Origin of the sequence: Nocardia sp. NPDC049190 (assembly GCF_040648115.1) — a bacterium.
Lineage (GTDB): Bacteria > Actinomycetota > Actinomycetes > Mycobacteriales > Mycobacteriaceae > Nocardia.
Genome location: NZ_JBEZDE010000001.1, coordinates 322,538 through 349,261, shown reverse-complemented (window position 1 = coordinate 349,261; position 26,724 = coordinate 322,538). Strand labels below are relative to the sequence as shown.

Below are 26,724 nucleotides of genomic sequence, written 5' to 3'. Positions count from 1 at the left end.
CGGGCCGTCATTTCGTCAGTCCGAGCAGGGCCGCGGTGAGCCCGTAATCGGGGCCGAAGTCCTGCATGTTTCCGCTCCGGCAGCCATCGGCCTTCATGTGGATCCGTTCGCAGAACAGGCTGACGATCTCACCGTTGAGCGCTGTGCCGATCACCGCGTGCAACCGGACGTACTGATGCTCGCGGTTCACGATGCCGTTGACGTTCTGCATCACCATCGGCGCCACGTCGACGACTTCGATGAGTCCGTTGGCGTTGTCGCGCAACTGTTGGGTGACGTTGGTCAGGCCGGTCATGGCGCCCGACAACTGATCCTGATACTGCGACAGGGCGGTACTCGTGTTGACCAGGAAGGCGTTGAGCTGATCCAGGGTCGCCTGCAGGCCAGGGGATTGTTCGGCGAGCAGCCCGGTCATCTGGGTCACCCGCTTGCTGAAATCTCGCACCGACTGGTCGTTTTCGGCCAACATGGTGGTGAGCTCGTTCAGCTTGATGATGATGTTGGCGACCGCGTCCTTGTTGTCCACGCCGACTTTCAGCGCGCCGGACAGCGCGTTCAGAGTGTCGCGCATCTTCGCGCCGTTGCCGTTCAACATCGGGTACAGCACCCGGCCGGACAGCGGGCCGATGCCTTCCTGGCCCGGCTCCGGTTTCAGCGCGGCGGCGAACTGATCGATCGTCTTGATCATCGTGTCCAGCTCGACCGGCGTCTTGGTTCGAGCCTTGGGCAGGTGAGCGCCATCGGCCAGGGTGTCGCCGCCGGTGTAGACGGGGGTGAGCTCGATGTGCCGGTCGGTCACGATGGACGGCGAAATAATCGCGGCTATTGCCTCTTTCGGTATCTTCACGCTCGAGTCGATGGACATGTGCACCTCGATGTACGTGCCTTTCGGCACGATCTTGTCGACCCTGCCGACATCGAGCCCGAGCACCGTGATCGGGTTGCCCTCGTAGATACCCGCGATGTTCTCGAAGTCCGCGGTGATCTGGGTCGTGGCGCCCAAGGCGTTGTTCACCGAACTCGGCAACAGTGAGCAACTGCCGACCGTCAGTGCGGCGGCGCTGATCATCAGCGTCTTCGCGACGGTCTTCAGCGGCAAAGCCGTGCGAAATCTCATCCCTGGCACCCTTCGATAACTTGGGCGAAGCACAACCAGTTGTCCGGGAACAACCAGGGCAGGCCCACGTCGCCGTACGGACCGCTGCTACCCCAGGAGTTCGCCATGTAGCGCAGGGAAGGTGGCATGAGCGACAACATTCGATCCAGGTTGTCCTTGTTCTTCTGCAGGCCCTCGGCCATGGTGTTCAACTGCTGGATGGTCGGGCCGAGCTGGTCGTTGTTCTGCGCGCCGATCTGCTGCAGTTGCTTGGACAGCGCCGCGATGTTGTCCAACAACTGACGCAGCAGGCCCTGGCGTTCCATCACCCGGTTCGCGATGGCCTCACCTTGAGTAATGACCAGCAGCACACTGTTGCGATTGTCGCCCAGGATCTGGGTGACCCGATCGAGATCCTTGAGCAGGCTGTCTACCTCGCCTTTACGCGTGTCGATCACCTTGGCCAGCGCGCCGACACTGTCGAGCGCCTGCGCCGCGAGCGCGGGCGAGTCGCCTATCTGCTGGTTGATCAGGTTCAGCGACTCCGACAGCTTCTTGGTGTCGAGCGCCTCGAACTTCGGCGTACCGATCTGCACCACGTCGGCCAGGTTGTAGGGAACCGCGGTGTGGGACACCCGGATTCGCCCGTCCTTCACCCCGGAACCGTCACCCGGGTCGAGGTCGACGTACCGTGCGCCGAGCAGCGTCGCCATCTTGATCGAGGCGCGTGCGTCCGGGCCGAGCCGCACGTCGCTGTTCACATTCAGCGTGAGCAGCACGTGGTCGCCCTCGAGCTTCGCACCGGCCACCCGACCGGAGGCGACGCCCGCGACATTCACCCGGTCCCCGACCCTGATCCCGGCGGCCTGGACGAACTCCGCCTCGACCGACTGTTCGCCGATCCCGGCGAGCTTGAAGACGCTGGAGGCCACCAGCAGCACCACGATGAGGGCGCCGCCGAGGATGCCCAACCAGAAGTACCGGTTGCTGTCGAACCTGGACCTGAGTTTCGTCATCATGGGCGGCACACCGCCGAGTGCGATGTGCCACCGATCTGCGAGAACAGACCGCGGGGGAACAGGACGCCGTAGAGCGAGACGTCCAAACCACAAAGGTAGGCGTTGGCGTAGGCGCCCTCGGAGGTGAACCTGCCCGCGGCCGACAGCACATTCGGCAGGTCGATCGCGGCTTGATCGAGTTTGGCGCCGTTGTCCAGCAGCAGGGTCAGCGCCGCGCTGGTGGAGTTCTGCGCGGTCTGCAGCTTCGGCTGGATCCGGCCCATCATGTCGACCAGGGACGTGGTCGCGTTCGCGATCTGCTCGGTCGAGGCCTGCAACGACTGCCCTTGTTCGTACAGCCCGCCGATCAAGGCCCGGGTCTGGGTCACCAGGGTCTCCAATTCATCACCTCGTTTGGCCAACCCCGACATCACACCGGACAGGTTGGAGATCACATCGGACAGAATCGCGTCCCTGCGCTGGAAATCGGTGGCCAGTTGCGCGGCCTGAACAATGAACGCGCTCAAGGACACGCCATCACCCTGCAAGGCCTGGATGAAGGTCTCCGACAGCCGGTTGACCTGCTCGGGCTGCAACACCTGGAACAGCGGCTGGAATCCGTTGAGCAGACCCGACACATCGAACGACGGCTCGGTCCGTTCGATCGGAATCGAACCCTTGTTCTTCAGCGGCGCCGAGGTCGACGCCTTGCCGGGCGCCAGTGCCACATAGCGCTGACCGATCAGGTTCTGGTAGCGGACGAGCGCTTTGGTGTCGTCGAAGATCGTCTGGTCGCGCTGCACCACGAAGGTCACCCGCGCGACCGACTTCTTCAGGCTGGCGTCGCGGGCCAGCTCGATCTTCTCGACCTTTCCCACCCGCACGCCTGCCATGCGTACGTCGTCGCCCTGGTGCAGACCGAGCACGTCGGAGAACGTCGCGGTGTAGGTGTTGGTGTCACCGTCGACGATGCGCGCCAGGGTGTTCCAGACGAGCACCGTCACCAAGATCGACACAACGGCGAAGATGCTGAATCCGATCAGCGGCTTCCGAATGCTCATCGGCGGCCACCATTGTCGGACACCTGCATGGTTGCGCCCTTCAGAATCGAGGTCAGCAGCAGATATTCGGCGGTGGTCGGCTGGCGGCCGAGCATCGCGACGATCGCGGAGTCACCCTGATAGGAGATCGGTCGCGCCGCCGGAGCGCCCTGAGGCTCCGCGGCCGGAGCGCCCGGCGCGGGAGCGGTCGGCGGGAACAGGCCTGGCGCCAGCATCGGGAACAGACCCTCCAGCGGAGTGCCCACGAATGGAGCGAGCACGCCGCCCGTCGGAGCGGCCGCGGTGGCCCGCTGCGGGTCCGGAGTGGTGACACCCGGGATCAGCGGCAGCCCTGGCATCGGCACCACCGGTGGCAGCCCGGCAGCCGAGGCGAGCGCGCGCGGCTTCAGCTGCTCCGGCATCTCGCCGACATCGGCGACCGTAGGGGCTGTGAAGCAGCTCGGGCCCGCCAACTCGCCGTAGCGCGGGCAGTCGGCCACGGTGTATGGCCGATAGGGGGTGAGTGTGACGCCCGCGTCCCAGACCTGCTGCTGCTGCGGGCCCCAGGTGAACGTGGTGTCCATCCTGCGCACGGTCTCACTCAGGTTCAGCAGGGAGCGCGTGATCGCGTCCGGGTCGGCCGTGAGTGCGCCGAACGTGTCGCTGGTGCCCGCGGTGACCTCCTTCCCGACATTCGGGTTGCGGGCGAACAGATCGTTCACCGTGTCCACGGTGTCGCTGGTCCCGGTGATCAGCGCGACCAGTTCGCCGCGACGATCGGCGATGGTGCGCGCGGTCTGGACCGAGCTGCCCAGCACGTCGACCAGTTCGGGTGCGGACTGGTTGAGCGCGTGGAACGAAGTGGAGAAATCGTTGAGCAGCACGCCGAGATCGGGAATGGATTGATCGACCGCCAGCAGCCAGTGGTCGAGCCGCTCGACCGTGGAGCCGGGCATCCGGCCACTGCCGTCCAGCGCCTGCGACAGCGTGCCGAGCACCCGACCGAACTGCACCGGGTCGATCTGGTCGAGGATATTGCGCACGGTGGTGAGCGTGTCCTGCAGCGCGATGGTGCCCTGGCTGCGGTCCTCGTCGATGGTGGAGCCTTCGTGCAGGTACTGGTCGGCGGGGCCGTTGAAGACCAGCTCGACGGAGGTGACCGCGAACAAGTTGCTCGGCACCACGCGGGCGGTCACGGTGGCCGGGATGTCGCCGGCGAATTCCGGCTTCATCTCGATTCGGACCTTCTGCAACTCGCCCTTGGCCGCGATGTCGACATTCTTCACCGCACCGACGAGCACGCCGCGGAACTTGACGTCAGCCTGCTCGGGCAGGCCGTCACCGGTGGTGGTCAGGTTCGCGGTCACATTGACCTTGTCCTGGAAGTAGCCCTGGTAGCGCAGCATCAAGAAGGTCAGCACCAGTGCGAAGACGACCAGACCGCACACTCCGGCGAGGAGAAGCTGCCGCATGGTGGGTCCGCGCCCACTGGGATCGATGATCATCTGGTGTTTACCCCGAGATCCGGATGCCGGGGTTGACGCCCCAGATCGCCAATGTCATGAACAGATTCGCGAAGACGACCGCGATGATGCTCATCTTGATCGCCCGGCCAGCGGCAACGCCGACACCCTCCGGACCGCCGGAGGCGAAGAAACCGTAATAGCACTGGATGAACGTGGTGATCGCGACGAACAGGATCGCCTTGATCAGCGAATAGATCACGTCGGCCGGAATCAGGAACTGATAGAAGTAGTGCTGGTAGGTGCCACTCGCGGTGTTACCGATCAGCCGCACAGTCAACGCACAGGATATGTAGGCCATGGTGAGGCCCAAGCAGTACAGCGGAATGATCGCCACCATCGCCGCGAACATCCTGGTGCTGATCAAATAGGGCAGCGGACGGATGGCGATGGACTCGAGCGCGTCGATCTCCTCGGAGATGCGCATGGCGCCCAACTGCGCGGTGAATCGGCAGCCCGCTTGCGCGGCGAAGGCCAGCGTCGCCAACAGCGGGCCGAGTTCGCGGGTAGTCGCGAAGGCCGAGATGGCGCCGGTGATCGGGCTGAGCCCGAGGAGGTTCAGCGAGTTGTAACCCTGGATGCCGACCGTCATACCGCCGAACGCGCTCAGGATGACGACGACGCCGATGGTGCCGCCACCGACGACCAGATTGCCGTTGCCCCACGTGACGTCGGAGAGCAGGCGCCACACTTCCTTGGGATAGTGCTTGAGCGCCAGCGGAATCGAGCTGATCGAGCGCAACAGGAAGAACACCTGGTGGCCGAGGCGGGCGAGCAGATCGACCGGCGCTCGACCGGATTTCCGGATCGCATGGAAGGGCCGCAGCAGCGGAGGTACGTAGGTTGAGGACACCTGCTCAGACCACCTGTGACGGGAATAGTGCGTTGTACACCTGGGTGATGATGAGATTCACCCCGAACAGCATGATGGCCGAGCTCACCACTGCGGAATTCACCGAGTTCGCGACGCCGCCCGGGCCGCCTCTGGTGTTCAAGCCGGTATCACAGGCGATGATCGCCGCCAGCAGACCGAAAATCAATGATTTGACCAGTGCCACAAGAAGATCGGCCGTCACGGCGAACGACGAGAAGGTGCCGACATACGAGCCCGGCGTCCCGTCTTGGGCGAAGATATTGAAGATGTAGCCGGTCAGGAAGCCGACAAAGACGACGAAGCCGCACAGCAGCACGCTGACAAGCATCGCGGCGCCGAGCCGCGGCGCGACCAACCGGCGCAGCGGGTCGACACCCATCACCTTCATGGCATCGATTTCCTCGCGGATGGTGCGGGAACCGAGATCGGCACAGACCGCGGACCCGACAGCGCCCGCGATCATCAGCGAGGTGACCAGCGGAGCACCCTGCTGGATGATGCCGAGGCCGTTGGCGGCACCGATGAACGAGGTCGCGCCGACCTGGCCGGCGACGGAGCCGACCTGGATGGAGACGATCACGCCGATCGGAACGGCGACCAGCAGGGTGGGCGCCGCGGAGACACTCGCCATGAACGCGCACTGCCGGACGAATTCGGCGTACGGAAACCGCCTGCGAAAGATCGAGACAAACAGTTCGGCGACGGCAGCGATGCCCATGGTGATCTGACGACCGAAGGTCTCCAGTGATCGCTTCGGATGGTCTGTCCAGTACGCCTTCGTCCACTCGACCGCATCACTGACCCGTGATCCCGTAGGTGGACTTTTGGTCGACTGCACCAGCTAACCCCTCTCGACGCCGGTTGGATACCCCGACGACTCGTTTGCTTGACGCACCTTACTACGGAGTAGTGCAGAACACAGCACTACCTTGTGATTGCAGTCATAGATCTCGATCACTGTCCACGAAAGGCAATGACAGGGGACACTGAGATTGGGATAGGCCCAAAGCAACGGATCAAACTTCTGGAGCAAGTTACAGCTCACCTGCGCGAATCCATCCTGTCACCGGCCGACACATCGAATTACTCAGGACAATTCTCATTTAAATTCGCATTTGAATCCGGGACCTCGGCGAGTTCGACTCCTTCATCCTGGGACGACAAACTCGAACGCGACTTTCGCAATTCCGATAGCCGCCCGCTATTGTTTGCTATAAGGTACATAAGGTCTCATTTGTATTAAATGCGGTTGAAGTAGGTCACACCGGGACAACCCGGAGTAGATGACGCGCCCGGGCCTGTTTACTGACACGATGGGTGCGACAGATTGATATCGTGCGGACTTCCGACGTCTGGAGGGACATGTTCAGCAAATTCGCCAAGGTGGCCAATGCCGCCTTCGCCGTCGCCCTTGGCGCGGCGCTGCTCGGCACGGGCGCAGGGGCAGCGCACGCCCAACCGGGCCCGCCGGTCGTGGGCGGTGGATCCGGGATCATCATCGACAACCAATTCGAGTGCACCGTCACCACCGTCGGCCATGACAACGCAGGGCGTCTGGTCGGCCTGACCGCTGGGCACTGCGGCGATCCGGGCGCGAAAGTCTTTGCCGAATCCGATCGCGGCGCCGGCGTGATCGGCAGATTCGTCTACTCCAACCACGACCTGGACTACGCCATCATCCAGTTCGAGCCGGACAAGATCGTCCCGGTGAACCGGATCGGCAATGTGACCATTACCGGGGTCGGCGCGCCGGCCAGCTTCCCGCAGATCGTCTGCAAGGAAGGGCGCACCACCGGCAACACCTGTGGCCTCGCCTGGGGCGATGTGTTCGGGACGAACGTCGAAACCTGGAGTCAAATGTGTGTGGTGGAGGGCGACTCCGGCGCCCCGGTCGTCGTCGGCACCACCTTGGTCGGCATGGTGAACGCCTACCTGGCCATCGCCTGCTTCGGCCCTGAGGTCGGCACCAACATGAGCGCGATCCTGGCTGACATCAACACGCGCGGCGGCGTCGGCGCGGGATACGCGCCCATCTGATCGACTCCGCACACCAGCGGATGAGCGGCCCGCACGGACACCGATCCGTACGGGCCGCTCATTTTTCGTCGTGCGTCTCGTGGGGCGGTGCGACCGCAGGACCTGTCACCGCGCACTGCAGTAGGCAGTCGACGTTGTCCAGCGTGGGTGCGTGCCGCGCGGGCCGCAGCAGGACGGCGGCGAGCACCGCGCCCGTCACCAGCAAGCCGATGCATATCGATATCGCCGTGACGAACCCGTCGCCGAACGCGGCCGGATCGCCCAACCCATCGGAGACTCCGGCGAGCCCGGGCAGTGCCGCGACAGCGAGCAGTTGCGCGGTGCGGGCGACGGCATTGTTCACGCCGGAAGCGATGCCGGCCTCGCTGGAGGGCACCGCACCGAGCACGGCCCCGGTCAGCGGGGCGACGAGCACCGAGAGCCCGAGCCCGAAGACGAGCACGCCGGGCAGGACGTCGGTCAGGTAGACGGTCTCGGGGCCGACGCGCAGCAACAGCAGCAAACCGGCCGCGGCCAGCAGCGGACCCGCGGTCATCGGGATGTGCGGGCCGTGCACCTGCGCCCAGCGCCCGGCGGGCGCCGAGAGCACCAACATGATCAGGGTAACCGGCACGGTCGCGACACCCGACATCAATGGCGTATAGCCCGCGACCAGCTGCAATTGCAACACCAGAAAGAAGAACACGCCGCCGAGCGCCGCGTAGACCGCGAAAGTCACCAGGTTGGCCGCGGTGAACACCCGCGAGCCGAACAGCGATGGCGGCACCAGCGGGTGGGCGCTGCGCATCTCGATCACGACGAATACGGCGAGCAAGAGAATGCCCGACACGACCAGCAGTGGCATGGTGTCGATCAAGCCGAAGGTCAACGCACCGAGAGCCAGGGCGACCACGCACGCACCCGGTACGTCGAGTCTGGTCGCGGCCTTCGGATCACGACTCTCCGGCACATGCTTCAGCGCGACGAGCACGACGACCACGGTCAGCGGCACATTGAGGAAGAAAATCGACCGCCAACCCGCCACTTCGATCAGCCAGCCGCCGAGGAACGGTCCGAGCGCGCCCGCCAAACCGCCGAAGCCCGACCATAGGCCGATCGCCGCGCCCTGGTCACGCTGATCAATCGACGAGGAGATCAGCGCGAGACTGCCCGGTGTGAGCATCGCGCCCGCCACGCCTTGCAGAACGCGGGCGGCTACCAGCATCTCGATGCTGGTAGCCGCGCCACACAGCACCGAGGCGAACGCGAAAGCGACGATGCCCCAGACGAAGACCTTGCGCCTGCCGAGACGATCGCCGAGCGAGCCGCCGAGCAGGATGAACGACGCGAGGGTCAGCGTGTAGCCGTTGAGCGTCCATTGCAGACCGGCGACATCGGTGTGCAGTGATTCCCCGATCCGCGGCAGCGCGATATTGACAACCGTCGCGTCGAGCGAAGCCACCGACGAGCCGAGAATCGTGGCCAGCACAATCCAGCGCCCGGTGGCCGATTGCAGTCGGGGCAGCTCGATGTCGCTCACGACACCAACCTAACGCCGGGCCGAGACCTGGTCAGAGCTCCTGGACGCAGACGACGAAACGGCGCTTGTCGTAGACATACCCGGTGCCGCTGCCGCAGACGCTGACGTCGTCGGCGTTCTGCTGGATCTTGACGACCTTCACGCCCTTGGCGGGAGCCGAGCCGGTGCAGTCGACGCGCTTGGGATCCTCGCCGCCGACGTCCATACACCCACCGACGACCCAATCGATATCCAGGCACAGCGCGCCCTGTTCGATGCCGTTGATGGTCTCGGCGTAGTAGTTGTCGGTGTCGCTGATGCACTGCGAGCTCTTGGGCTTCTTCTCGACCACCTTGTAGTTGGCTACCCGACTGCCGCACGACGCTTTGTCGATGGTCGCGTCGGTCGTGGTGCCGCCGAGGGTCACACAGTCACCGACGTTGGCTTCGAAATCGGTTTTGCCACCGTCCTTGCTGGTCGGCGCTGGCTTGCTGGTGCTCGGGGCCGGCTTGCCCGAGGACGGCTTCGGCGTGCTGGTGACCGAGACGGCGTCGATCGTCCCGTTGCTCACGGCGGGCTGGGCGGTGCCACTGATGGTCGAGCTGCACCCCACCATCGCCAGCCCGGACGCGACGACAAGTCCGGCGAACGCGAGACGACCCCAGGTCAGTTGACGAGACACGTACAGTCCTCCCGAGCTGTAACGCTCCGAACTCACACCCCGTAAGAATCCGAAGTTGGCATGGCTGTGCTTGAAATACCACGCCATGAATACACTATGGACGGAGCGCACGTCGAGCCGAAAGCGCGAGCGGGACCGCCGGTCACCGATCCAGACATGGTGGGATTCCGCTGCGGGAGGAGTTCCTCGGGAAGCTGATCAGCGCAATCACGTGCTCGACCGCCGCGGCTGACGTCTGTTCCTTCTTCCGATCATGACCTCCGCCACCGACGTGCGCTGCGACGCCCCGCTCGGCGCCGCCGTCGGCCTTGGCGCGCTTCAGGCCGCGGGCGGGTTTCCGGTGGATACCGGTTCGACCCGCACGCCGTCGCGCTGAACGCCCTGACCGCCGCCCCGAGGCGTCGGGTTTCGCCTCCGGGCGACAGGTCGGGGGCCGGAAGCGCGGACCGCCGAGTCGGCGGGTGCGCCAGGGCGCGGCAACGTTCGCGTGGAATGTCCGATCCGGCGCTGTGTGCTTCGTCGCGTCCTCGGATCGTCGGCAGATGGCGTAAATCCGGTTACGCTGGGGGACCGGCCCGACGATCGGCGGTCAGGAGGTGACCCCATGGTTTCGGCAATGGCGGCGGGCGAGTTCGAGCCTGCCCACCCTGCGGACAAGAAACCGATCGCACCGCGCGAGATGCTGGTCGACCCGCGATTCATCCGGCTGGCCGATCAGTTCTTCGGCATGTTCACCCAACCCGAGCGCGGTGGCGGCGCGCTGGCGGTCCATCTCGACGGCAGACCCGTGGTCGATATGTGGGCGGGTTGGGCGGACACGGATCGCCGCTGGCACAGCGAGACCGTCGCACTCACCTTCTCCACCGGCAAGGGGGTGGCGTCGACCGTGGTGCACCGGCTCGCCGAACGCGGCCTGATCGGCTACGACACGCCGGTCGCCGAGTACTGGCCGGAATTCGCCGCGCACGGCAAGGACGACATCACGGTGCGCGACGTGCTCTCGCACCGGGCGGGCCTGCACCGGGTGCGCGGCCTGGTCCCCGGTCGCGAAGGCATCCTGCACTACGACGCCGTGGTCCGCGCGTTGGCCGAGAGTCCGCCGGATCCGCGCCGCATTCGGACCTCCGGCTACCACGCGATCACTTTCGGCTGGCTGGTCGCCGAAATCGTGCAGCGGGTGACCGGCACACCGTTCATCGAGGTGGTGCGCACCGAGATCGCCGAGCCGCTCGGCCTCGACGAGTTCTGGTTCCGGGTACCGGAGTCGGAACGGTACCGAATCGCCAAGATCTTCCGGCCGCTCAGTCCGCCGGGGATTCGCTGGAACACTGCCTCGTCGGTGCTGTCCTGGGTGCGACCCGTGCGCGGACTCGCCGAGGCGGGTATGCCGGAGAGTTTCGATGAACTCGTTCGCGACCCACGCGTACACGATGCGGTGATGCCCGGCTGGAACGGCGTGTTCTCGGCACGCGCTCTGGCCCGAATGTACGGCGCGCTGGCCAACGCCGGCGTGGTCGACACCGACCAGCCCAACAGCGTACGCGGCATCGGCGCCGCCCGGCCGGATCGCACCGTGCGCTTGCTGCGGCCGGAGACGATCGAGACGATCGGGCAGGTCCAGCCGGCGCCGAGCCGGGATTACGTGCTCGGTGTGCCGATCCGCTTCACCCTCGGCTATCACCGGCCGGTGTTGATGACCAAGCAGCAGCCACGAACGGCGTTCGGCCACTACGGCATCGGCGGGTCCGGCGCCTACGCTGATCCGGAGCTCGGCATGTCGATCGCATTCGTGACCAACCGGCTGGGCAACGCGGTCACCGCGCTCGGGGACGCCAGGCTCGCGCGACTGGCGGCGACGGCACAGGCCACGGTACGCAGGCAGAAGCTCGGCCAGGGCGAGCGGTAACGACGGAATCGTCGGGCCGACCGGGCAATTCGAACCCCGCGGGTGAGGTGTTCGTATCTCTCTGCATGGACGTGTGTATGCCACGCGACGGCAGAGGCGAAGACCGCGCCGCGGCGCGGGTGCCGCGACTGACCGCACTGCACGCGCTGGCCGCGGGCATGGATTTCGATCGGTACTTCCGGTGGCGCAGGACGCGCGACGGCGATCCGTTCTACGTTCGTTTTCCAGGACTCGGCGCGGCACTGTTCACCGGAACGGCCGAGGGGGCGCGCGAAATGTTCCGCGCGCCAATTGGATTCCTGGAACCACCGCGCCCCAATCCGATCGAACCGCTGGTCGGCGCCGCGTCACTGATCCTGACCTCGGGACAGCGACACCGGCAGGACCGGACACTGCTCGGACACGCGTTCCACGGCCAGCGGATTCGCCGGTACGGCGAGATCGTCCGGGAGTCCACCCTGCGTGAGATGTCCGGAGCCAGTGGCCTGGCGTGGCAGCGGGGCGCGCGCATCGATTCGCGGGCGGCCGCGCGAGCGATCACGCTGCGGGTGATCCTGGCGGCGGTGTTCGGGGTGGACAGCCACGAGCAGCGAGCGAACTACACCCACGCCGTCGCGGACTTTCTCACCGCGTTCTCCGGGCCGTTGCTGCTGGTCCCGGCACTGCGGCGCGGACTGCTCGGGCATGGGCCGTGGGACCGGTTCGTCGTCGCGCGCGACCGGCTGGACCGTCTGATCCGTGCCGACATCGCGCGCCGACGGCCGACCGTCGACGCCCGCCGCACCGATGTCCTCGGCATGCTGCTGTCCACCCGGTACGACGACGGCAGCACGGTCACCGACGACGATCTGTGTGCGCAACTGCGCACGCTGCTGGTCGCCGGCCACGAGACCACGGCCACCACCCTGGTGTGGGCGCTGTTCCGGCTGCACCGCGCGCCCGAGGCCCTGCGGCGGTTGCGCGCGGAACTGCGCGACGCCGGGCCGGACGCGAGCCCGATCGAGCTGGCCGGACTGCCTTACCTCGATGCTGTGGCCCAGGAGACGCTGCGCCTGCACCCACCGGTTCCGATCATCCTGCGCAGGCTGACCGGACCGTGCACGCTGCGCGGTGTGGCGTTGGCGCCGGGGGACACCATGGGGATTGCGTTGCCCTTGCTGCACTCCGACCCAGAGGTGTGGGACGACGCGGTGCGCTTCGACCCGGACCGGTTCGTCGAGCGTCGGTATCGGCCGTTCGAGTTCGCTCCGTTCGGCGGCGGTCACCGGCGCTGTATCGGCGCGTCGCTTGCGGACTACGAACTGCGGATCGCGCTGGCCACCATTCTCGGCCGGGTGTGCCTTCGACTCACGCCGCGATATATGCGCCGTCGCGCGCCGACCTCGGTGCCACACAACATAGCGACCGGTCCGCGGCGCTCGATTCCCTTCATAGTGGAGTGATTTACCTCACCAACATGTTTGAGGTGAATCACCCTCCGTTGACCGGCCGAACAAAGCTGAACGCCGAACTCACCCGCGTGACCCGGATATTGCCCGAATTGATGACCATTCGAGATGACTGTGACGGCCGCCACATAATTCATTCGGTATGCATCACTCCGAATTGCCACTGGCTTCGAGCCACATCGGGCCGGTAGGAATGGATGACAGGGGTCGGGCCGTCAATACCCGTGGGGCGCACATCTGGCTCCGCGCCAAATGAGAGATCTCGTTACGCGCGCGTGCGAGAAATGGAATGGACGAGAAACCTATGCATGCCGCTTTTCACACCGGGTCGCTGCCTGCTCGCCGCCGGGGAGCCGACCTGACCCGCCGGATGCGCGAAGGCGCCCTGTTGTCCGCCGCGATCGCGGCGGCTGGCGTCCTGCTCATCGCGCCCGCGCACGCCGAGACCATCGCGGGCATCGACACGGGCTCGGCCTCTTCGGCCACCGATCCGGGAGCGAACTTCGCCCCGCCGTCGATCAACATCGCCGACGGCGATGTCGTCGGTATCGCGCAGCCGATCATCATCAGCTTCAAAGAGCCGGTGGCTGATCGCACCACCGCCGAGCAGGCCATCCAGATCACCGCGTCGAAGCCCGCGCCCGGCCACTTCTACTGGCGCGGCGACCAGCAGGTACGGTGGCGGCCGGACACGTTCTGGCCGGACAACACCGACGTTCAGGTGCAAGCCGGTGGCACCACCAGTTCGTTCCGGATCGGCGACGCGTTCGTCACCACCGCCGACGACAACACGCACACCATCACCATCACCCGCAACGGCGAGGTGGTGAAGGAGATGCCGACCTCGATGGGCAAGCCGAAGCACGAGACCCCGAACGGCACCTACATCGTGGGCGAACAGCTGCGCAAGATGACCATGGATTCGTCCACCTACGGCGTGCCCGTCACCGATCCCGAGGGCTACAAGCTCGAGGTCGAGTACGCCACCCGGATCTCCAACAGCGGCATCTTCGTGCACGCCGCTCCCTGGTCGGTCGCCCAGCAGGGCGTGTCCAACTCCAGCCACGGCTGCCTGAACGTCAGCACCGAGGACGCCAAGTGGTTCTTCGAGAACGCGCACCGGGGCGACCCGGTGCTCGTGGAGAACACCCAGGGCGGCACGCTCAGCACCAGTGACGGCTTGGGCGACTGGAACTAGCCGGGCGATCGCCTTCTCCGTGCGTTCGGGTTGTCATAGCTGGGCGCCTGGCAATCCGGGCGCAGCCCAGTCGGGTTGCTGGCGTATCCGGCGAGTCACCCGAGTGCGCTCGAGTTTCCGTTGTTCGTCAGCGCCCCACCAGGCGCTGACGAACAAAACGATCAATTAGTACGAAGTCGACCGTCGAAGCCCGCGTTTTTGCTTCACTTGGCCGGTGCTCGATAAGTTCAGCGTACCGACGGGCAACATTAACCGACTGTTTGCTCCCGTCCGTAAAGTACGCACTGTGCGAAGCAGGCCGGAGCGAGTCCTACCCCTACCGCTCGGGCGCGGTCTACGTCACCGGCCGTGGCAGGACTACGCGTTGTTCCTGGTGCTGGTGGCGCCGAACCTCGCACTGCTCGCGCTTTTCGTCTACCGGCCGCTGATCGACAATATCCGGCTGTCATTGTTCGACTGGAACATCTCCGATCCGGTCGCCACGTTCATCGGGTTCGACAACTACCGGGAATGGTGGGGGCGCTCGGACTCCTGGGACATCGTCACCAACACCGTGCTGTTCACCATGGCCGCGGTGATCGGCAGCATGGTGCTCGGGCTGGCACTCGCCCTGCTCCTGGACCGCAAGCTGTTCGGCCGCAACGTGGTCCGCTCGGCGATCTTCGCGCCGTTCGTCATCTCCGGCGCCGCCATCGGCGTCGCCTTCCAGTTCATCTTCGATCCGAGCTTCGGCTTGGTCCAGGACGTCCTACACCGGATGGGCGTACACGACGTGCCGGACTTCTATCAGAACCCGCGCTGGGCACTGTTCATGGTGACGGTGACCTATATCTGGAAGAACCTCGGCTATAGCTTCGTCATCTATCTGGCCGCGCTGCAAGGGGTTCGGGCCGAACTGATGGAGGCCGCCGAGATCGACGGCGCGAGCCGCTGGACCACCTTCACCAAAGTGTTGCTGCCGCAACTGCGCCCGACCACGTTCTTCCTGTCCATCACGGTGTTGCTGAATTCATTGCAGGTATTCGACATCATCAACGTGATGACCCGTGGCGGCCCGCTCGGCACCGGCACCACGACGATGGTCTACCAGGTCTACGAGGAATCCTTCCGTAACTTCCGTGCTGGATACGGCGCGACCGTCGCGACCATCATGTTCCTGGTCCTGCTGGTCGTCACGCTGGTACAGATTCGCATCATGGATCGGGGCGAGCAGTGATCAACCCGCGCGTATCGACACTGTCCTACCGACGCCGCCAGCGCGCCGTCACGCTGCTCGGCTACGCCGCGATGGTGTGCGTCCTGGTTATCGTCGGCGTCCCGCTGTTCTGGATCATCATCACCTCGTTCAAGGCGCGTCCGGACATCTACGTGCAGCCCGCGGTGTACTGGCCGCACAGCTGGCACCCGGAGAACTACGGGGAAGCCACCACGGCGCTGCCGTTCTGGACCTTCCTGCGCAACTCGCTGATCGTCACCGGAATCGTCTCCGCGGTGAAGTTCGTGCTCGGCGTGTTCAGTGCCTACGGCCTGGTGTTTGTGCGGTTTCCCGGAAAGACGGTGGTCTTCCTGGTCATCATCGCCGCGCTGATGGTGCCCAACCAGATCACCGTGATCTCCAATTACGCACTGATCGCCCAGCTCGGCTGGCGCAACACCTTCCAGGGCATCATTGTCCCGCTCTGCGGGGTCGCGTTCGGCACCTTCTTGATGCGCAACCACTTCCTCTCGCTGCCCTCCGAGGTGATCGAGGCGGCACGGATGGACGGCGCGAACTGGTGGCGGCTGCTCACCAGAGTGGTGCTGCCGATGTCCGGGCCGACGATGGTGGCGTTCGCGGTGGTCACGCTCGTAAACGAGTGGAACGAATACCTCTGGCCGTTCCTCATGGCCGACGATACGACGGTCGCCACACTGCCGGTCGGTCTGACCTTGCTGCAGAACACCGAAAACCCGAGCGTCACGAACTGGGGGCCGGTGATGGCGGGCACGCTGCTGACGATGCTGCCGATTCTCCTCGTCTTCCTCGTGCTGCAACGCCACATGATCAAGGGCCTCACCTCGGGTGCGGTCAAGGGTTAACCGAAACAGGAGATTCCACGTGTCCACTTCACAGTTCCCCGCGCTGACCCGACGCGGATTCATCGGGTTGGCCGGCGCCGTCGCCGCAGGCGCCGCGCTGACCGCATGCGCGGGTACCGGCGGTGGCTCCCAGAAGTCCGGCGACGGCAAGACCTTGACCTTCTGGTCCAACCACCCGGGCAGCTCGAAAGAGCTCGAGACCGAGTTGATCAACCGGTTCCAGGCCAAGTACCCCGACCTGACGGTGAATCTGGTCGACGCGGGCAAGAACTACGAGGAGGTGTCGCAGAAGTTCAACGCGGCGCTTTCCGGCGGTGATCTCCCGGATATCGTTGTGCTGTCGGATGTCTGGTGGTTCAACTACGCACTGAACGGCACGATCGAACCGCTGGACGGCCACTTCGCCGACGCCGGGGTACGGCTGGACGATTACGTCGACTCGCTGGCCACCGACTACCAGTTCAACGGCAAGCACTACGCACTGCCCTACGCCCGTTCGACGCCGCTGTTCTACTACAACAAGGACGTATGGAACCAGGCTGGTCTGCCCGACCGCGGCCCGGAGAGCTGGCAGGAATTCGACGAATGGGGCCCGAAACTGCAAGAGGTCGTCGGCGAGGGCAAGCTCGCACACGGCTGGGGTGACGCGAAGAATTACCTTGCCTGGACCTTCCAGGGTCCGAACTGGACCTTCGGCGGCGCGTACTCGGACAAGTGGACCTTGCGGTTCGACGATCCCGGCACCCTGGCGGCGGGAACGTTCCTGCGCACCATGATCAACACCAAGCGGTATGCGGGCATCAAGCCGCAGATCGCGGTCGATTTCGGGACCGGCGTGATCGCCTCCACCATCGCCTCGACCGGCGACCTGAAGGGCATCCAGAAGAACGCCGAAGGCAAGCTCGCCGTCGGCACCGCCGTGCTTCCGCACCCGAACGGGCCTGGCGTCACCACCGGTGGAGCGGGTCTCGCCATCCCGGCGCGCATCTCCGACGAACGAAAGGTGAACGCGCTCAAGTTCATCGAGTTCATCACCAACCCGCAGAACACCGCGTTCTTCGCGCAGGGCACCGGATACATGCCGGTGCGCAAGTCGGCCGTGAACGACCCGAGCGAGCAGGACTTCCTCGCGAAGAACCCGAACGCGAAGGTCGCCATCGAGCAACTGCCGCTGACCAAGTCGCAGGACTACGCTCGGGTGTTCGTGCCCGGCGGTGACCAGATCATCGGTACCGGCCTGGAGCAGATCGGTCTGCAGAACGCCGACGTGGCAACCACCTTCGCCACCGTGACCAGCCAGCTGCAAACCATCATCGACCGGCAGATCACCCCGAAGCTGCCCAAGTAGTACCCGTCGTCCTCCGGTGGCGTGCCGCGCCGCCGGAGGATCGCCGACCGACGCGAGGAGACCGTCAGCATGGCCACCGTGCACTTCGAGGGTGTGACCCATCGCTATCCCGGCGCGCTTGCGCCCGCCGTCGACCAGCTCGAACTCGATATCGCGGACGGTGAGTTCATCGTGCTCGTCGGCCCGTCGGGCTGCGGCAAGTCGACCAGTCTGCGTATGCTCGCCGGACTGGAATCCGTTGCGGACGGCCGCATCCTGATCGGCGGCACGGACGTCACCGGTCTACCGCCCCGGGCGCGGGACGTCGCGATGGTGTTCCAGAGTTACGCGTTGTATCCGAACATGACCGTCGCGCAGAACATGGGCTTCGCGCTGCGCAATGCCGGCATGAGCAAAACCGACACCCTCGTCCGGGTACGAGAGGCCGCGCAGATGCTGGAACTGGAGCCGCTGCTGGACCGAAAGCCGGCGAAGCTGTCCGGTGGCCAGCGCCAGCGCGTCGCCATGGGACGCGCCATCGTTCGGCGTCCGCAGGTGTTCTGCATGGACGAACCGTTGTCCAATCTGGATGCGAAGCTGCGGGTGAGCACCCGATCCCAGATCGCCGCGCTACAGAAGCGCCTCGGCACAACGACGGTGTATGTCACCCATGACCAGGTCGAGGCGATGACCATGGGCGATCGGGTCGCCGTGCTGCGCGACGGCAAGTTGCAACAGATCGCTTCGCCCCGCGAGCTCTACGACAATCCAGTGAATACTTTCGTCGCCGGATTCATCGGGTCGCCGGGCATGAACCTGCTGGAGGCGCCGGTGCACGACGGCGCGGCAGAACTGGGCGATCTGCGGATCCCCTTGCCGCGCAGCGCGACACGCGACCGGGTGGTTGTCGGCATCCGCCCGGAGTCGTGGGAAGTCACGACCGACACCGACAATAGCCTGGCCGTGGACGCGGAGTTACTCGAGGAACTCGGCGCGGAGTCCTTCGTCTACAGCCATGGTGTCACCGCGCAGTGGAACAGCCGATCCGGAAAGGTGGTCGCGCGCGTCGACCGCCGCTTCCAGGTGCGGCTTGGCGACCGACTTCGCCTGCGACCCACAGTAGATGACGTCTTCTTCTTCGACGCCGAGACCGAGGAACGCCTGCGCTGATCGCCCGGAGCGGCCCCAGCGCGGGGCCGCCCCGGCACGGTCGGACTACCAGATCTTCACGCGCTCGGCGGGCGCCAAGTACAGGCCATCGCCGGGTTTGACGTCGAACGCCTCGTGGAAGCTGTCGATATTGCGCACCACCGCGTTGCAGCGGAACTCGGGCGGAGAGTGCGGGTCGACCGCCAGACGGCGGATGGCCTCCTCCGTCCTGGCTTTGGCACGCCACACCTGCGCCCAGCCATAGAACACCCGTTGCAAACCGGTGAGACCATCGATCTCCTGCGCCTCGCCGCCGCCCAGCGAGATCTTGTACGCCTCCAACGCGATGGACAGGCCACCGAGGTCACCGATGTTCTCGCCGATGGTGAACTCGCCGTTCACGGTGTGTTCGTCGGGCAGGGACTCGGGTGAGAGCACGTTGTATTGATCGATCAACGCCTTGGTTCGCTTGCCGAATTCGGCGCGGTCCTCGTCGGTCCACCAGTCGATCATGTTGCCGTCACCGTCGTACTTGGCGCCCTGGTCGTCGAAGCCATGGCCGATCTCGTGCCCGATCACCGCGCCGATACCGCCGTAGTTGGCAGCGTCGTCGGCGTGCATGTCGAAGAATGGCGGCTTGAGGATGGCGGCCGGGAAGACGATCTCGTTCATGCCAGGGTTGTAGTAGGCGTTCACCGTCTGCGGGGTCATGAACCACTCGTCGCGGTCGACCGGGCCCCCTAGTTTGTTCAGGTCCCGATCGTGCTCGGCGGCATAACCGCTGCGGTAATTGCCGACCAGGTCGGCCGGGTCGATCATGACGGCCGAGTAATCGCGCCACTTGTCCGGGTAGCCGATCTTCGGGGTGAACTTTTCCAACTTGGCCAGCGCGGACGCCTTCGTCCCCTGCCCCATCCAGTCCAGCTCGGCGATATTGCGACGGTAGGCCTCCTGGAGGTTGGCCACCAGCTCGACCATCCGCGCCTTGGCCTCGGGCGGGAAATGCGCGGCGACATACAGTTTGCCGACCGCCTCGCCGAGCAAGTCCTGTACCAGCGAGACACCGCGCTTCCAGCGCTCCCGGTTCTCCTCGGCTCCGGTCAGGGTCCGGCCGTAGAAGTCGAAGTTCTCCTCGACCAACGCGTCGGTCAGATACGGCGCGCGCGACCGGAGCACCCGCCAGGCCGCCCATGCCTGCCAGTCGGCAAGCGACTCGGCGGCCCATACCGTGGCGAAAGTGCGCAGGTAGTCCGGCTGCCCCACGACTACTTCCGCGAGCAGCTCGGGTCCGGGGCGATCCACGCCCGCGGTCAGCGCGTGGGCCCATGCGTCCCAGTCGAATTCAGGATTCTGCTCGGTGAGTGTCCGGAACGTGGTCAGGTTGTAGCGCAGTTCGGCGTCGCGGCGGCGGACCACGTCCCAGTGTCCAGCGGCCAGCTTCCGCTCCAGGTCGAACACTCGTTGCCCCACGGTGTCGAGATCCGTGGGCAGTAGCGCGGCGATGTGCGGGTCGGTGGCGGCAAGGCCGAACACCCGGCCGATATGCGCGATGTACTTGGTGCGTATCTCGGCGAACTCGTCCTGCCGGTAGTAGGACTCGTCGGGAAGACCGATACCGGACTGGGTGACATGCGCCAGGTAGCGGTTGGAGTTCTTGTCATCGGTGTCGATATAGACCATGACGGCGCCGCCGACGCCGGTACGCTGCAATCGGCCGATCAGCGCGGCGAAGGTCGCTTTGTCGGCGACCTCGTGAATGGCCGCGAGCTCGGCGGAAATCGGGGTGAGACCCGCGGCGGCGACGGTGTCGGTGTCCATGAAGCTGGAGTACAGATCGCCGATCTTGCGGGCGTCGCTGCCCGGCTCGGCGGCGACGGCGGCGGCATTCTGGATGATCGCCTGGACGTCCAGTTCGGCCTGGTCGTACAGCGCGCGGAATGCGCCATCCACCGCCCGGTCGGCCGGTATTTCGTACTCGGCCAGCCAGGTGCCGTTGACGTGCGCGAACAAATCGTCCTGCACCCGCACGCCCTGATCGAGATTGGACAGATCGATACCGGAAGGACTGGTCAGCTCGGAAGTCACAATCTCCAGTATGCCGATGCGCACCACAACCGCCCCCGACTACACGGCCGGGGGCGTTGAACTGCGGAATCAGGCAGGTAGGACGAGGCGGTCGAATTCGCCGTCGTGTGCGCCGAGCAGGAAGGCGTCCCACTCCTCGGGGGTATAGGTGAGGGTGGTTTCGCCGTGGCGGAGTGTGGTGCGACCGTCGGCGGCGGTGTGTGCGCTCAGTTCGCCTTGCGGTCGCCCGCGGGTCTGCAGTAGGTCGAGGAACGCGGCCCATTCGGTCGCTGTGACAGTGATGATGGGCTCGTCGGCGGTGCGGTGTGCCGGATTACGGCGATATTTGCTGTCACGGACGAGCACCGCATCACCATCGAACCTGACCTCGACGCATTGGTTGCCATTGTTCGATCGGGTCGATGTGAACCAGCCGGTGGAAGCCGGCCAGGGGCTTGCGGTGGCCATGGCCAGGATTTTACACGCGCGCATGCTGTCTGATCAGGGCAGATGACTCCGCTCGCGTCAAAGATTGCTCCACCGCGCGGACGTACGCGAAGCTCAGATCGCGCACCAGATCCGGATCGTCGACCGCGCCGCCGAACACCGCGCTCTCCGCCCACCCGAACGTCGGCAACTGCTCGCCCGCGAAGTCGAGGAGATGGAAGCTGGACCCGCCGAGCACCGCACCCGCGGTGGCGGCGAACGGGATCACCCGCACCTCCACGGTGTCGAGTTCATCGAGCAGGTCGGCCAGGTAGTTCAGCTGCCCACGCAGCACATCCGGCCCGCCGGTCTGCTGAAGCAGCGTGCCCTCACCGAACACTGCGGTCAGCTCGACCGGCTCGCTACCGCGCAGTCGCTCCTGCCGGCGCATCCGAATGGCCACCAACTGCTCCACCTGCACCGGACGAATCATCACGTCGGCGCTGATCAGCGCGCGGGCGTAGTCCTCGGTTTGCAGCAGGCCCGGGACGACGAGGCTGTCGTAACTGCGGATGCTCTGCGCACCGTATTCCATCCCGTACAGCCGCTGCAGTTCCGGTCCGATCAGCGCCGACGACTTCGCCCACCAGCCGCGCTGCTTGCTCGCTTCCAACAGGGCGAGCAATTCCGCGCGCTCGTCGGACGCCACCTCGAGCAGCTCGAGCACCGGTCCGATCGTGGTGGTGGTGAGCACGCGTCTGCCCTTCTCCACGTGCGACCAGTTGGCCGCGGTGAAGCCGACCCGCTTGGCGAATCCCGCGGAGTCGAAGCCACGCTGTTCGCGCAGCTCACGAAGCCGAAGCACCAGTTCCCAGCGGGCAACGGTAGGCGAGACAGGTGCCATGCCTGGCGATGCTACGCCCCTCCCGAATCGGTCGGTGTGACTATTGTCAACCACAGTACGCCGGACTATGGTCGATGGCAGCGGTCGATTCCCCCACCACACGATCCACCCGCATCGAGGCGAGGTCGTTCGTCATGAGTACATCCCGCACCGAGTTAGACAACGTTCCAGCACCCTCGGATTTCACGGCGATTCAGGATGCGTTCGCTCGCTGCCGTCGCTACCGCAAGGAGCACGGGCTCTACAGCATTGTGGACCCGGCGCTCGGGCGAATCATGCTGGAGATCGGCTCGGTGGGCGCCGTCGTGATGCCTGCCGAGTTCGGCGAGAAAGTGCGCGACCGGCTGATCTCTGGATCCGAACACCGGCCGGGGCCGATCATCGCGCATCCGCGCTCGGACCGCTGGACCTTCCTGACCGGCCCCACCGACAACTCTTATCTGGATACAGCGCTGTTCTCCGCCCTGTTTCGGGTCTGCGCGTCGATCGCGCTGCCAGGCAGCCATATCGTGCTGCCCTCGCCGACCGACGAGCATGGCGGCTATCGAACCTGGGTCGCGGCGCCCGAGGGCGACTTCCGCCGCGACCTCGCCGAGGTGCTCACCACGACTCGCGCGTGCGCCTCGGTCAGCGGGGTGTTGGAGCGGGCGGCGGAGTGAGCGTGACGCTGTACTTGTCCTGCAGCTTCTGGTTCCACTCCCGCTCGCACCGATCGATCTTGGCCTGATCGCCGCCTGCCTTGTTCACACAGTCGACGAAATCCTTACCGCCGGAGTCGACGAAGAAGTTATAACCCACGATCGTTATCAGGATCGCCCCGATGAGGCTCAATACGCCGAGAACCAGACCGGTGATCGCCATACCGGTGCCGCCCTCTGTGCCTGAGCGGGCTTTGACCAGCGCGACCACGCCGAAGATGAGGGCGAAGATGCCGAACAGGTAGCCGCCGATGATGGTCCAGAAGGTCAACAGGCCGAGAATGCCGAGCACGAGCGCCGTGATCGCCAGCCCCTTCCCCTTGGGCGACTCCTGCCAGTAGACAGGTTGGCCCGGGTACTGCCCTGGTGGGTACTGTCCCGGCGACGGGTACTGGCCGGGCGACGGGTACTGGCCGGGCGACGGGTACTGGCCGGGCGGCGGGTACTGGCCGGGCGGCGGGTACTGACCCGGCGGGGGATATTCGCCGGGCGGGGGATATTCGGACATTGACGTCCTCTCCGTAAGTGCCTCGCGATACTCGGTCCGGTCCAGGTGGCCCAGCAGGTGCGCGGAGGTCGCCTACTGATCGCGCTCCCCACGGACGGATGTTAATCCGAATCGACTACTGGGCGCCCAGCCGCGCGTGCATCTCCCAGACCAGAATCTCCGCGGGTTGCCGCGCCACGATGCGCTGACCGCCGCTCCTGGTCAGGCGTACCGCGTCGCCCTCGTAGAGCGGACCGACCCCCTCCATCTCCACCTCGCCCCGCGCGACGAACAGGTGTAGGTACGGCCCGTCCGGTAGGTCCACGACAGACTCGACATCCGGCTCCGTGGTCACCATGCGCGCCACATGCAGCGCCGAATGGCTGCTGTTGATCGCGATGGCGGTGCGATCGCGATAGCGCGGCAGGCCCGAGGCGACCGTCACCAGACCGCCGCCGGCGAGTTCGTCATCGATCTCCAGCTGTTGATAGCCGGGGGTGAGGCCGGATTCGTCGGGCACCACCCACATCTGTACGAAGTGCACCGGCTCCTCGTGCTCGGAGGCGCGGCCGTCCAGCCGCCACGAGTCGTTCTTCTCCGAGTGCAGAATTCCGGTGCCCGCGCTCATTCGCTGGGCGAGCCCGGGGTAGATGATGCCGCTGTGGCCGAGGGAATCCTGGTGCACCAAGCTACCGCCGAGCACCCAGGTGACGATCTCCATGTCCCGGTGCGGGTGGGTATCGAAGCCCTGACCGGGGGAAACGATGTCTTCGTTGTTGACGAGCAGCAGGCCGTGATGAGTGTTGTCGGGATCGTAATGTTCCCCGAACGAGAACGAGTGCTTCGAATCCAGCCAGGAGATCCGCGTCTTCATACGGTCCCCACCGTGGTGGACATCGATGTGTGGTGTCGTGAGTGTGGACATCGTGGTCCTCCTCTCGGGACCGTGCACCGATCGCCATTCAGGGTAGGAGTACTTCGGTCGCGGTACTCCGCATTCCTAGTAAATTGTCCTGCAGTCGGCATTTTACGCGAGCGACCGGTAGGTGACAGGGAGGCGAGCAGAACCAACCGGTACGTCGAAACGTCGGGCCACCTCGCCGGATGCCCCGGCCCGGCAGCTATCGACAAGCGCCACAATGAAATCGGAGGTGACGACGTGCTGGGACTCGAGGAACTCGCCCGGATCGAGCGGCAACTCCGTAGCGAAGCGCACCGTGACGGCATCGCGCATTTCGTCGTCGGCGTCGCGGTGTTCCGGGAACGCAAGCTTCTGATGGTGCGTCGGGTGCCCGACGACTATCACGGCGGTATGTACGAACTGCCTGGCGGCGGGGTGGAAACCGGAGAGACATTCGCCGACTGTGTCGCGCGGGAACTGCGGGAGGAAACCGGTCTGCGAGTGCGCGCCATCACCGACTTCCTCGGCGGATTCGACTATGCCACCCGGACCAAGTCGAAAGTGCGCAAATACACCTTCGTCGTCGAGGTGGAGCCGGGCGATGTCGCCCTCGCGCCGCGCGAGCACGACGCGTTCGCCTGGACCGATGGCGGCACGTTCGACGAACTGCCGATGGCGCCGGATATGCGGCAGACGGTGCGCACGCTCGTCGATCGGGTCTGAGCCCCGGCCCCATCGACCGTCGTGCACGGCGATGTCGCGCAACACAGTACCCTCGCCAACGTGTCATCTGGTCGCTCCGAAGGTCGATCTCCCGCCGAGGAACGGCCGATTCCACTGCGCGCCGTGCTGCGCGAAAGCCCAGGCGTGGTAAGGCTGGCGGCGGTGCGATTCGCCGGGCAGTTCGGCGACGGGATGTTCCAGGCCGCACTCTCGGGCGCGATCCTGTTCAACCCCGAGCGACAGACCGATCCGCTGGCCATCGCCGCGGGGTTCGCGGTGCTGCTGTTGCCGTACTCACTGGTCGGTCCGTACGCGGGCGCACTCCTGGATCGGTGGGACCGCCGCGCGGTACTGCTGGTGGCCAACGTGTTGCGGGCTGCCCTGATCGTGGTGGTGAGCACGGGCCTGCTCCTGGGGATGGGGGAGACGCCGCTGCTGTTACTGGCGCTGGCAGTGGTAGGGATCAGCCGATTCGTGCTGACGGGCGTGTCGGCTGCGCTGCCACGGGTGCTGACACAGACGTGGCTGGTGCCGATGAACTCGGTGTTCGCGACAGTGGCCTCCGGATGTGCCGGGCTCGGTGCGGCGGCCTCGGTGGCGGTGATCGGAGTGATCGGAGCGGGAGATTTCGGCTCGGCGGTCGCGGTCGCGCTCAGCGGCGTCGGTTCGGTGCTCGGCGCGGTGCTCGCGGCCGGGTTCCTGCCCCGAGTGCTGGGTCCGGCGACGGACGCGGCGCCGAGGGACAACACGGTGCACGCCATTGCCATCGGCCTACGCACGGGCGCTGTGGCGGTCTGGGAATCTGTGCAGGTCACCACAGCGATGCTGGGCATCGGCACGCACCGGATCGTGTTCGGTGTGAATACCTTGATCATGGTGCTGGTCCTGCGTCAGGCCCCCATGGACGGCACCGGACTCAGCGGAGGTCTGGTCGGGTTCGGCGTCGCCATCGCCGCCACTGCGGCGGGCATGCTGGTCGCCGCCGTCATCGCGCCGCTGCTCATACCCCGGCTCGGCCGTTCGCGCACCGTGGTGGTCAGCCTGCTCGTTGCGACGCTGGTACAGCTCACACTGGTCACACCGATCGCGCTCGCCGACTCGGAGCCCGGCCGGCAGCACGGGCATGAACTGCTGCTGATCGGCGCGTTTTTCTTGGGGATCGCCGGGCAGACGATCAAACTGACCGGTGACGCGACCATGCAGATCGATATCGATGACAGCCGGCGCGGACAGGTTTTCGCCCTGCAGGACACTGTCTTCAACATCGCCTTCTTGCTGGCGATCGTCATTGCCGCGCTGGTGATTCCGGATAACGGTCGATCACTCGCCGTCGTGCTCGGCGGCGCCGCGATCTACTGCGCGGGAATCGCGGCCATCGCACTCAACACACGCCGCGACGCATTCACACGATGATCGTTTCGTCGCCGGAATCGCGTCCCGGACGACGCAACCAGCGCGCCATACAGCCGCGTGCGAATCGACCGGGCACGGCTGTCATCGGACACGGCTGTCATCGGGCAACTCTGCCGGATGATCGGAGTCCGCCACAGGCTCGATCTCATCCGTGTGTATTCGGACGTGCACACCGCGACCCCGGTTCCCTTTCCCGGATGTTTCCGAATCCGACGTCCCGCATTCGCCGGCGTCGTTCCGGTAGGTTGATCTC

General features: G+C 65.5%; 25 protein-coding genes. 12 read left to right on the top strand and 13 right to left on the bottom strand.

Translation table 11 applies throughout. From position 1 onward, the window contains the following. Positions 1–7 precede the first annotated feature (7 nt). Genes AB0B25_RS01295 through AB0B25_RS01270 form a run of 6 tightly spaced genes read right to left on the bottom strand, consistent with a single transcriptional unit; the run spans position 8 to position 6,369 of the window. Positions 8–1,117 (bottom strand): MlaD family protein, encoded by a 1,110-nt coding sequence (locus AB0B25_RS01295; RefSeq protein ID WP_357172899.1) that lies wholly within the window; start codon positions 1,115–1,117, stop codon positions 8–10. Then, positions 1,114–2,112: an MCE family protein gene (locus AB0B25_RS01290; RefSeq protein WP_357173276.1), complete on the bottom strand. Its 999-nt coding sequence runs from the start codon at positions 2,110–2,112 to the stop codon at positions 1,114–1,116. The genes AB0B25_RS01295 and AB0B25_RS01290 overlap by 4 nt, the downstream gene beginning before the upstream one ends. Next, positions 2,112–3,155, bottom strand: a complete 1,044-nt coding sequence (locus AB0B25_RS01285; RefSeq protein WP_357172896.1) for an MCE family protein — start codon at positions 3,153–3,155, stop codon at positions 2,112–2,114. Before AB0B25_RS01285 ends, AB0B25_RS01290 begins: the two co-directional genes overlap by 1 nt. Beyond that, positions 3,152–4,606, bottom strand: a complete 1,455-nt coding sequence (locus AB0B25_RS01280; RefSeq protein WP_357172893.1) for an MCE family protein — start codon at positions 4,604–4,606, stop codon at positions 3,152–3,154. Before AB0B25_RS01280 ends, AB0B25_RS01285 begins: the two co-directional genes overlap by 4 nt. A 40-nt stretch (positions 4,607–4,646) precedes the next feature. Continuing rightward, entirely contained in the window at positions 4,647–5,510 is an 864-nt protein-coding gene (locus AB0B25_RS01275; RefSeq protein ID WP_357172890.1) for an ABC transporter permease, read from the bottom strand. Positions 5,511–5,514: 4 nt separating this feature from the next. Beyond that, positions 5,515–6,369: an ABC transporter permease gene (locus AB0B25_RS01270; protein ID WP_357172887.1), complete on the bottom strand. Its 855-nt coding sequence runs from the start codon at positions 6,367–6,369 to the stop codon at positions 5,515–5,517. 524 nt (positions 6,370–6,893) lie between these two features. Between AB0B25_RS01270 and AB0B25_RS01265 the strand changes: the two genes are divergently transcribed. After that, the gene (locus AB0B25_RS01265) at positions 6,894–7,568 is read left to right on the top strand and encodes a serine protease (RefSeq protein WP_357172885.1); all 675 of its coding nucleotides are present in this window, start codon (positions 6,894–6,896) and stop codon (positions 7,566–7,568) included. Between the two features lie 58 nt (positions 7,569–7,626). On the opposite strand, the gene AB0B25_RS01260 is transcribed toward AB0B25_RS01265, so the two are convergent. Continuing rightward, positions 7,627–9,087: an MFS transporter gene (locus AB0B25_RS01260; protein ID WP_357172882.1), complete on the bottom strand. Its 1,461-nt coding sequence runs from the start codon at positions 9,085–9,087 to the stop codon at positions 7,627–7,629. A gap of 31 nt (positions 9,088–9,118) precedes the next feature. Then, a complete protein-coding gene (locus AB0B25_RS01255) occupies positions 9,119–9,835 on the bottom strand; it encodes a hypothetical protein (RefSeq protein ID WP_357172879.1) in 717 nt (238 codons plus the stop codon). 166 nt (positions 9,836–10,001) lie between these two features. On the opposite strand from AB0B25_RS01255, the gene AB0B25_RS01250 reads away from it, so the two are divergent. The 8 genes from AB0B25_RS01250 (at position 10,002) to ugpC (ending at position 18,876) form a co-directional block, all read left to right on the top strand. Further along, a complete protein-coding gene (locus AB0B25_RS01250) occupies positions 10,002–10,124 on the top strand; it encodes a hypothetical protein (RefSeq protein WP_357172877.1) in 123 nt (40 codons plus the stop codon). Positions 10,125–10,364: 240 nt separating this feature from the next. Next, the gene (locus AB0B25_RS01245) at positions 10,365–11,654 is read left to right on the top strand and encodes a serine hydrolase domain-containing protein (protein WP_357173273.1); all 1,290 of its coding nucleotides are present in this window, start codon (positions 10,365–10,367) and stop codon (positions 11,652–11,654) included. Between the two features lie 77 nt (positions 11,655–11,731). Next, entirely contained in the window at positions 11,732–13,096 is a 1,365-nt protein-coding gene (locus AB0B25_RS01240; protein ID WP_357172875.1) for a cytochrome P450, read from the top strand. A gap of 310 nt (positions 13,097–13,406) precedes the next feature. Then, complete coding sequence (locus AB0B25_RS01235) at positions 13,407–14,300, top strand: L,D-transpeptidase (RefSeq protein WP_357172873.1); 894 nt, start codon at positions 13,407–13,409, stop codon at positions 14,298–14,300. A gap of 286 nt (positions 14,301–14,586) precedes the next feature. After that, complete coding sequence (locus AB0B25_RS01230; RefSeq protein WP_357172871.1) at positions 14,587–15,516, top strand: sugar ABC transporter permease; 930 nt, start codon at positions 14,587–14,589, stop codon at positions 15,514–15,516. Positions 15,517–15,587: 71 nt separating this feature from the next. Continuing rightward, the gene (locus AB0B25_RS01225; RefSeq protein ID WP_357173269.1) at positions 15,588–16,379 is read left to right on the top strand and encodes a carbohydrate ABC transporter permease; all 792 of its coding nucleotides are present in this window, start codon (positions 15,588–15,590) and stop codon (positions 16,377–16,379) included. A 19-nt stretch (positions 16,380–16,398) separates the two neighbouring features. Beyond that, positions 16,399–17,727 (top strand): ABC transporter substrate-binding protein, encoded by a 1,329-nt coding sequence (locus AB0B25_RS01220; RefSeq protein ID WP_357172869.1) that lies wholly within the window; start codon positions 16,399–16,401, stop codon positions 17,725–17,727. Positions 17,728–17,796: 69 nt separating this feature from the next. Beyond that, positions 17,797–18,876 carry a sn-glycerol-3-phosphate ABC transporter ATP-binding protein UgpC gene (gene ugpC, locus AB0B25_RS01215; RefSeq protein ID WP_357172866.1) on the top strand — a complete coding sequence of 360 codons (1,080 nt, stop codon included), beginning with the start codon at positions 17,797–17,799 and terminating at the stop codon, positions 18,874–18,876. Positions 18,877–18,921: 45 nt separating this feature from the next. Here the strand turns inward: ugpC and AB0B25_RS01210 are convergent, their stop codons facing one another. The 3 genes from AB0B25_RS01210 to AB0B25_RS01200 form a co-directional block, all read right to left on the bottom strand. Beyond that, complete coding sequence (locus AB0B25_RS01210) at positions 18,922–20,940, bottom strand: M13 family metallopeptidase (protein WP_357172863.1); 2,019 nt, start codon at positions 20,938–20,940, stop codon at positions 18,922–18,924. Positions 20,941–21,009: 69 nt separating this feature from the next. Beyond that, positions 21,010–21,387, bottom strand: a complete 378-nt coding sequence (locus tag AB0B25_RS01205) for a DUF397 domain-containing protein (RefSeq protein WP_357172860.1) — start codon at positions 21,385–21,387, stop codon at positions 21,010–21,012. 10 nt (positions 21,388–21,397) lie between these two features. After that, positions 21,398–22,249: a helix-turn-helix transcriptional regulator gene (locus tag AB0B25_RS01200; RefSeq protein ID WP_357172857.1), complete on the bottom strand. Its 852-nt coding sequence runs from the start codon at positions 22,247–22,249 to the stop codon at positions 21,398–21,400. A 134-nt stretch (positions 22,250–22,383) separates the two neighbouring features. On the opposite strand from AB0B25_RS01200, the gene AB0B25_RS01195 reads away from it, so the two are divergent. Beyond that, positions 22,384–22,908: a hypothetical protein gene (locus AB0B25_RS01195; RefSeq protein ID WP_357172854.1), complete on the top strand. Its 525-nt coding sequence runs from the start codon at positions 22,384–22,386 to the stop codon at positions 22,906–22,908. Here the strand turns inward: AB0B25_RS01195 and AB0B25_RS01190 are convergent. Together AB0B25_RS01190 and AB0B25_RS01185 are read right to left on the bottom strand one after the other, a co-directional pair. Continuing rightward, entirely contained in the window at positions 22,877–23,455 is a 579-nt protein-coding gene (locus AB0B25_RS01190) for a DUF4190 domain-containing protein (RefSeq protein ID WP_357172852.1), read from the bottom strand. The two genes, AB0B25_RS01195 and AB0B25_RS01190, sit on opposite strands and share 32 nt — an antisense overlap. Before the next feature lie 115 nt (positions 23,456–23,570). After that, entirely contained in the window at positions 23,571–24,359 is a 789-nt protein-coding gene (locus AB0B25_RS01185) for a pirin family protein (protein ID WP_357172849.1), read from the bottom strand. 234 nt (positions 24,360–24,593) lie between these two features. Here AB0B25_RS01185 and AB0B25_RS01180 point away from each other — a divergent pair, with 234 nt between their 5' ends. Beyond that, complete coding sequence (locus tag AB0B25_RS01180; protein WP_357172847.1) at positions 24,594–25,058, top strand: NUDIX domain-containing protein; 465 nt, start codon at positions 24,594–24,596, stop codon at positions 25,056–25,058. 108 nt (positions 25,059–25,166) lie between these two features. Continuing rightward, positions 25,167–26,471, top strand: coding sequence for an MFS transporter (locus AB0B25_RS01175; RefSeq protein WP_357173266.1), 1,305 nt, complete (start codon positions 25,167–25,169; stop codon positions 26,469–26,471). Positions 26,472–26,724 lie beyond the last annotated feature (253 nt).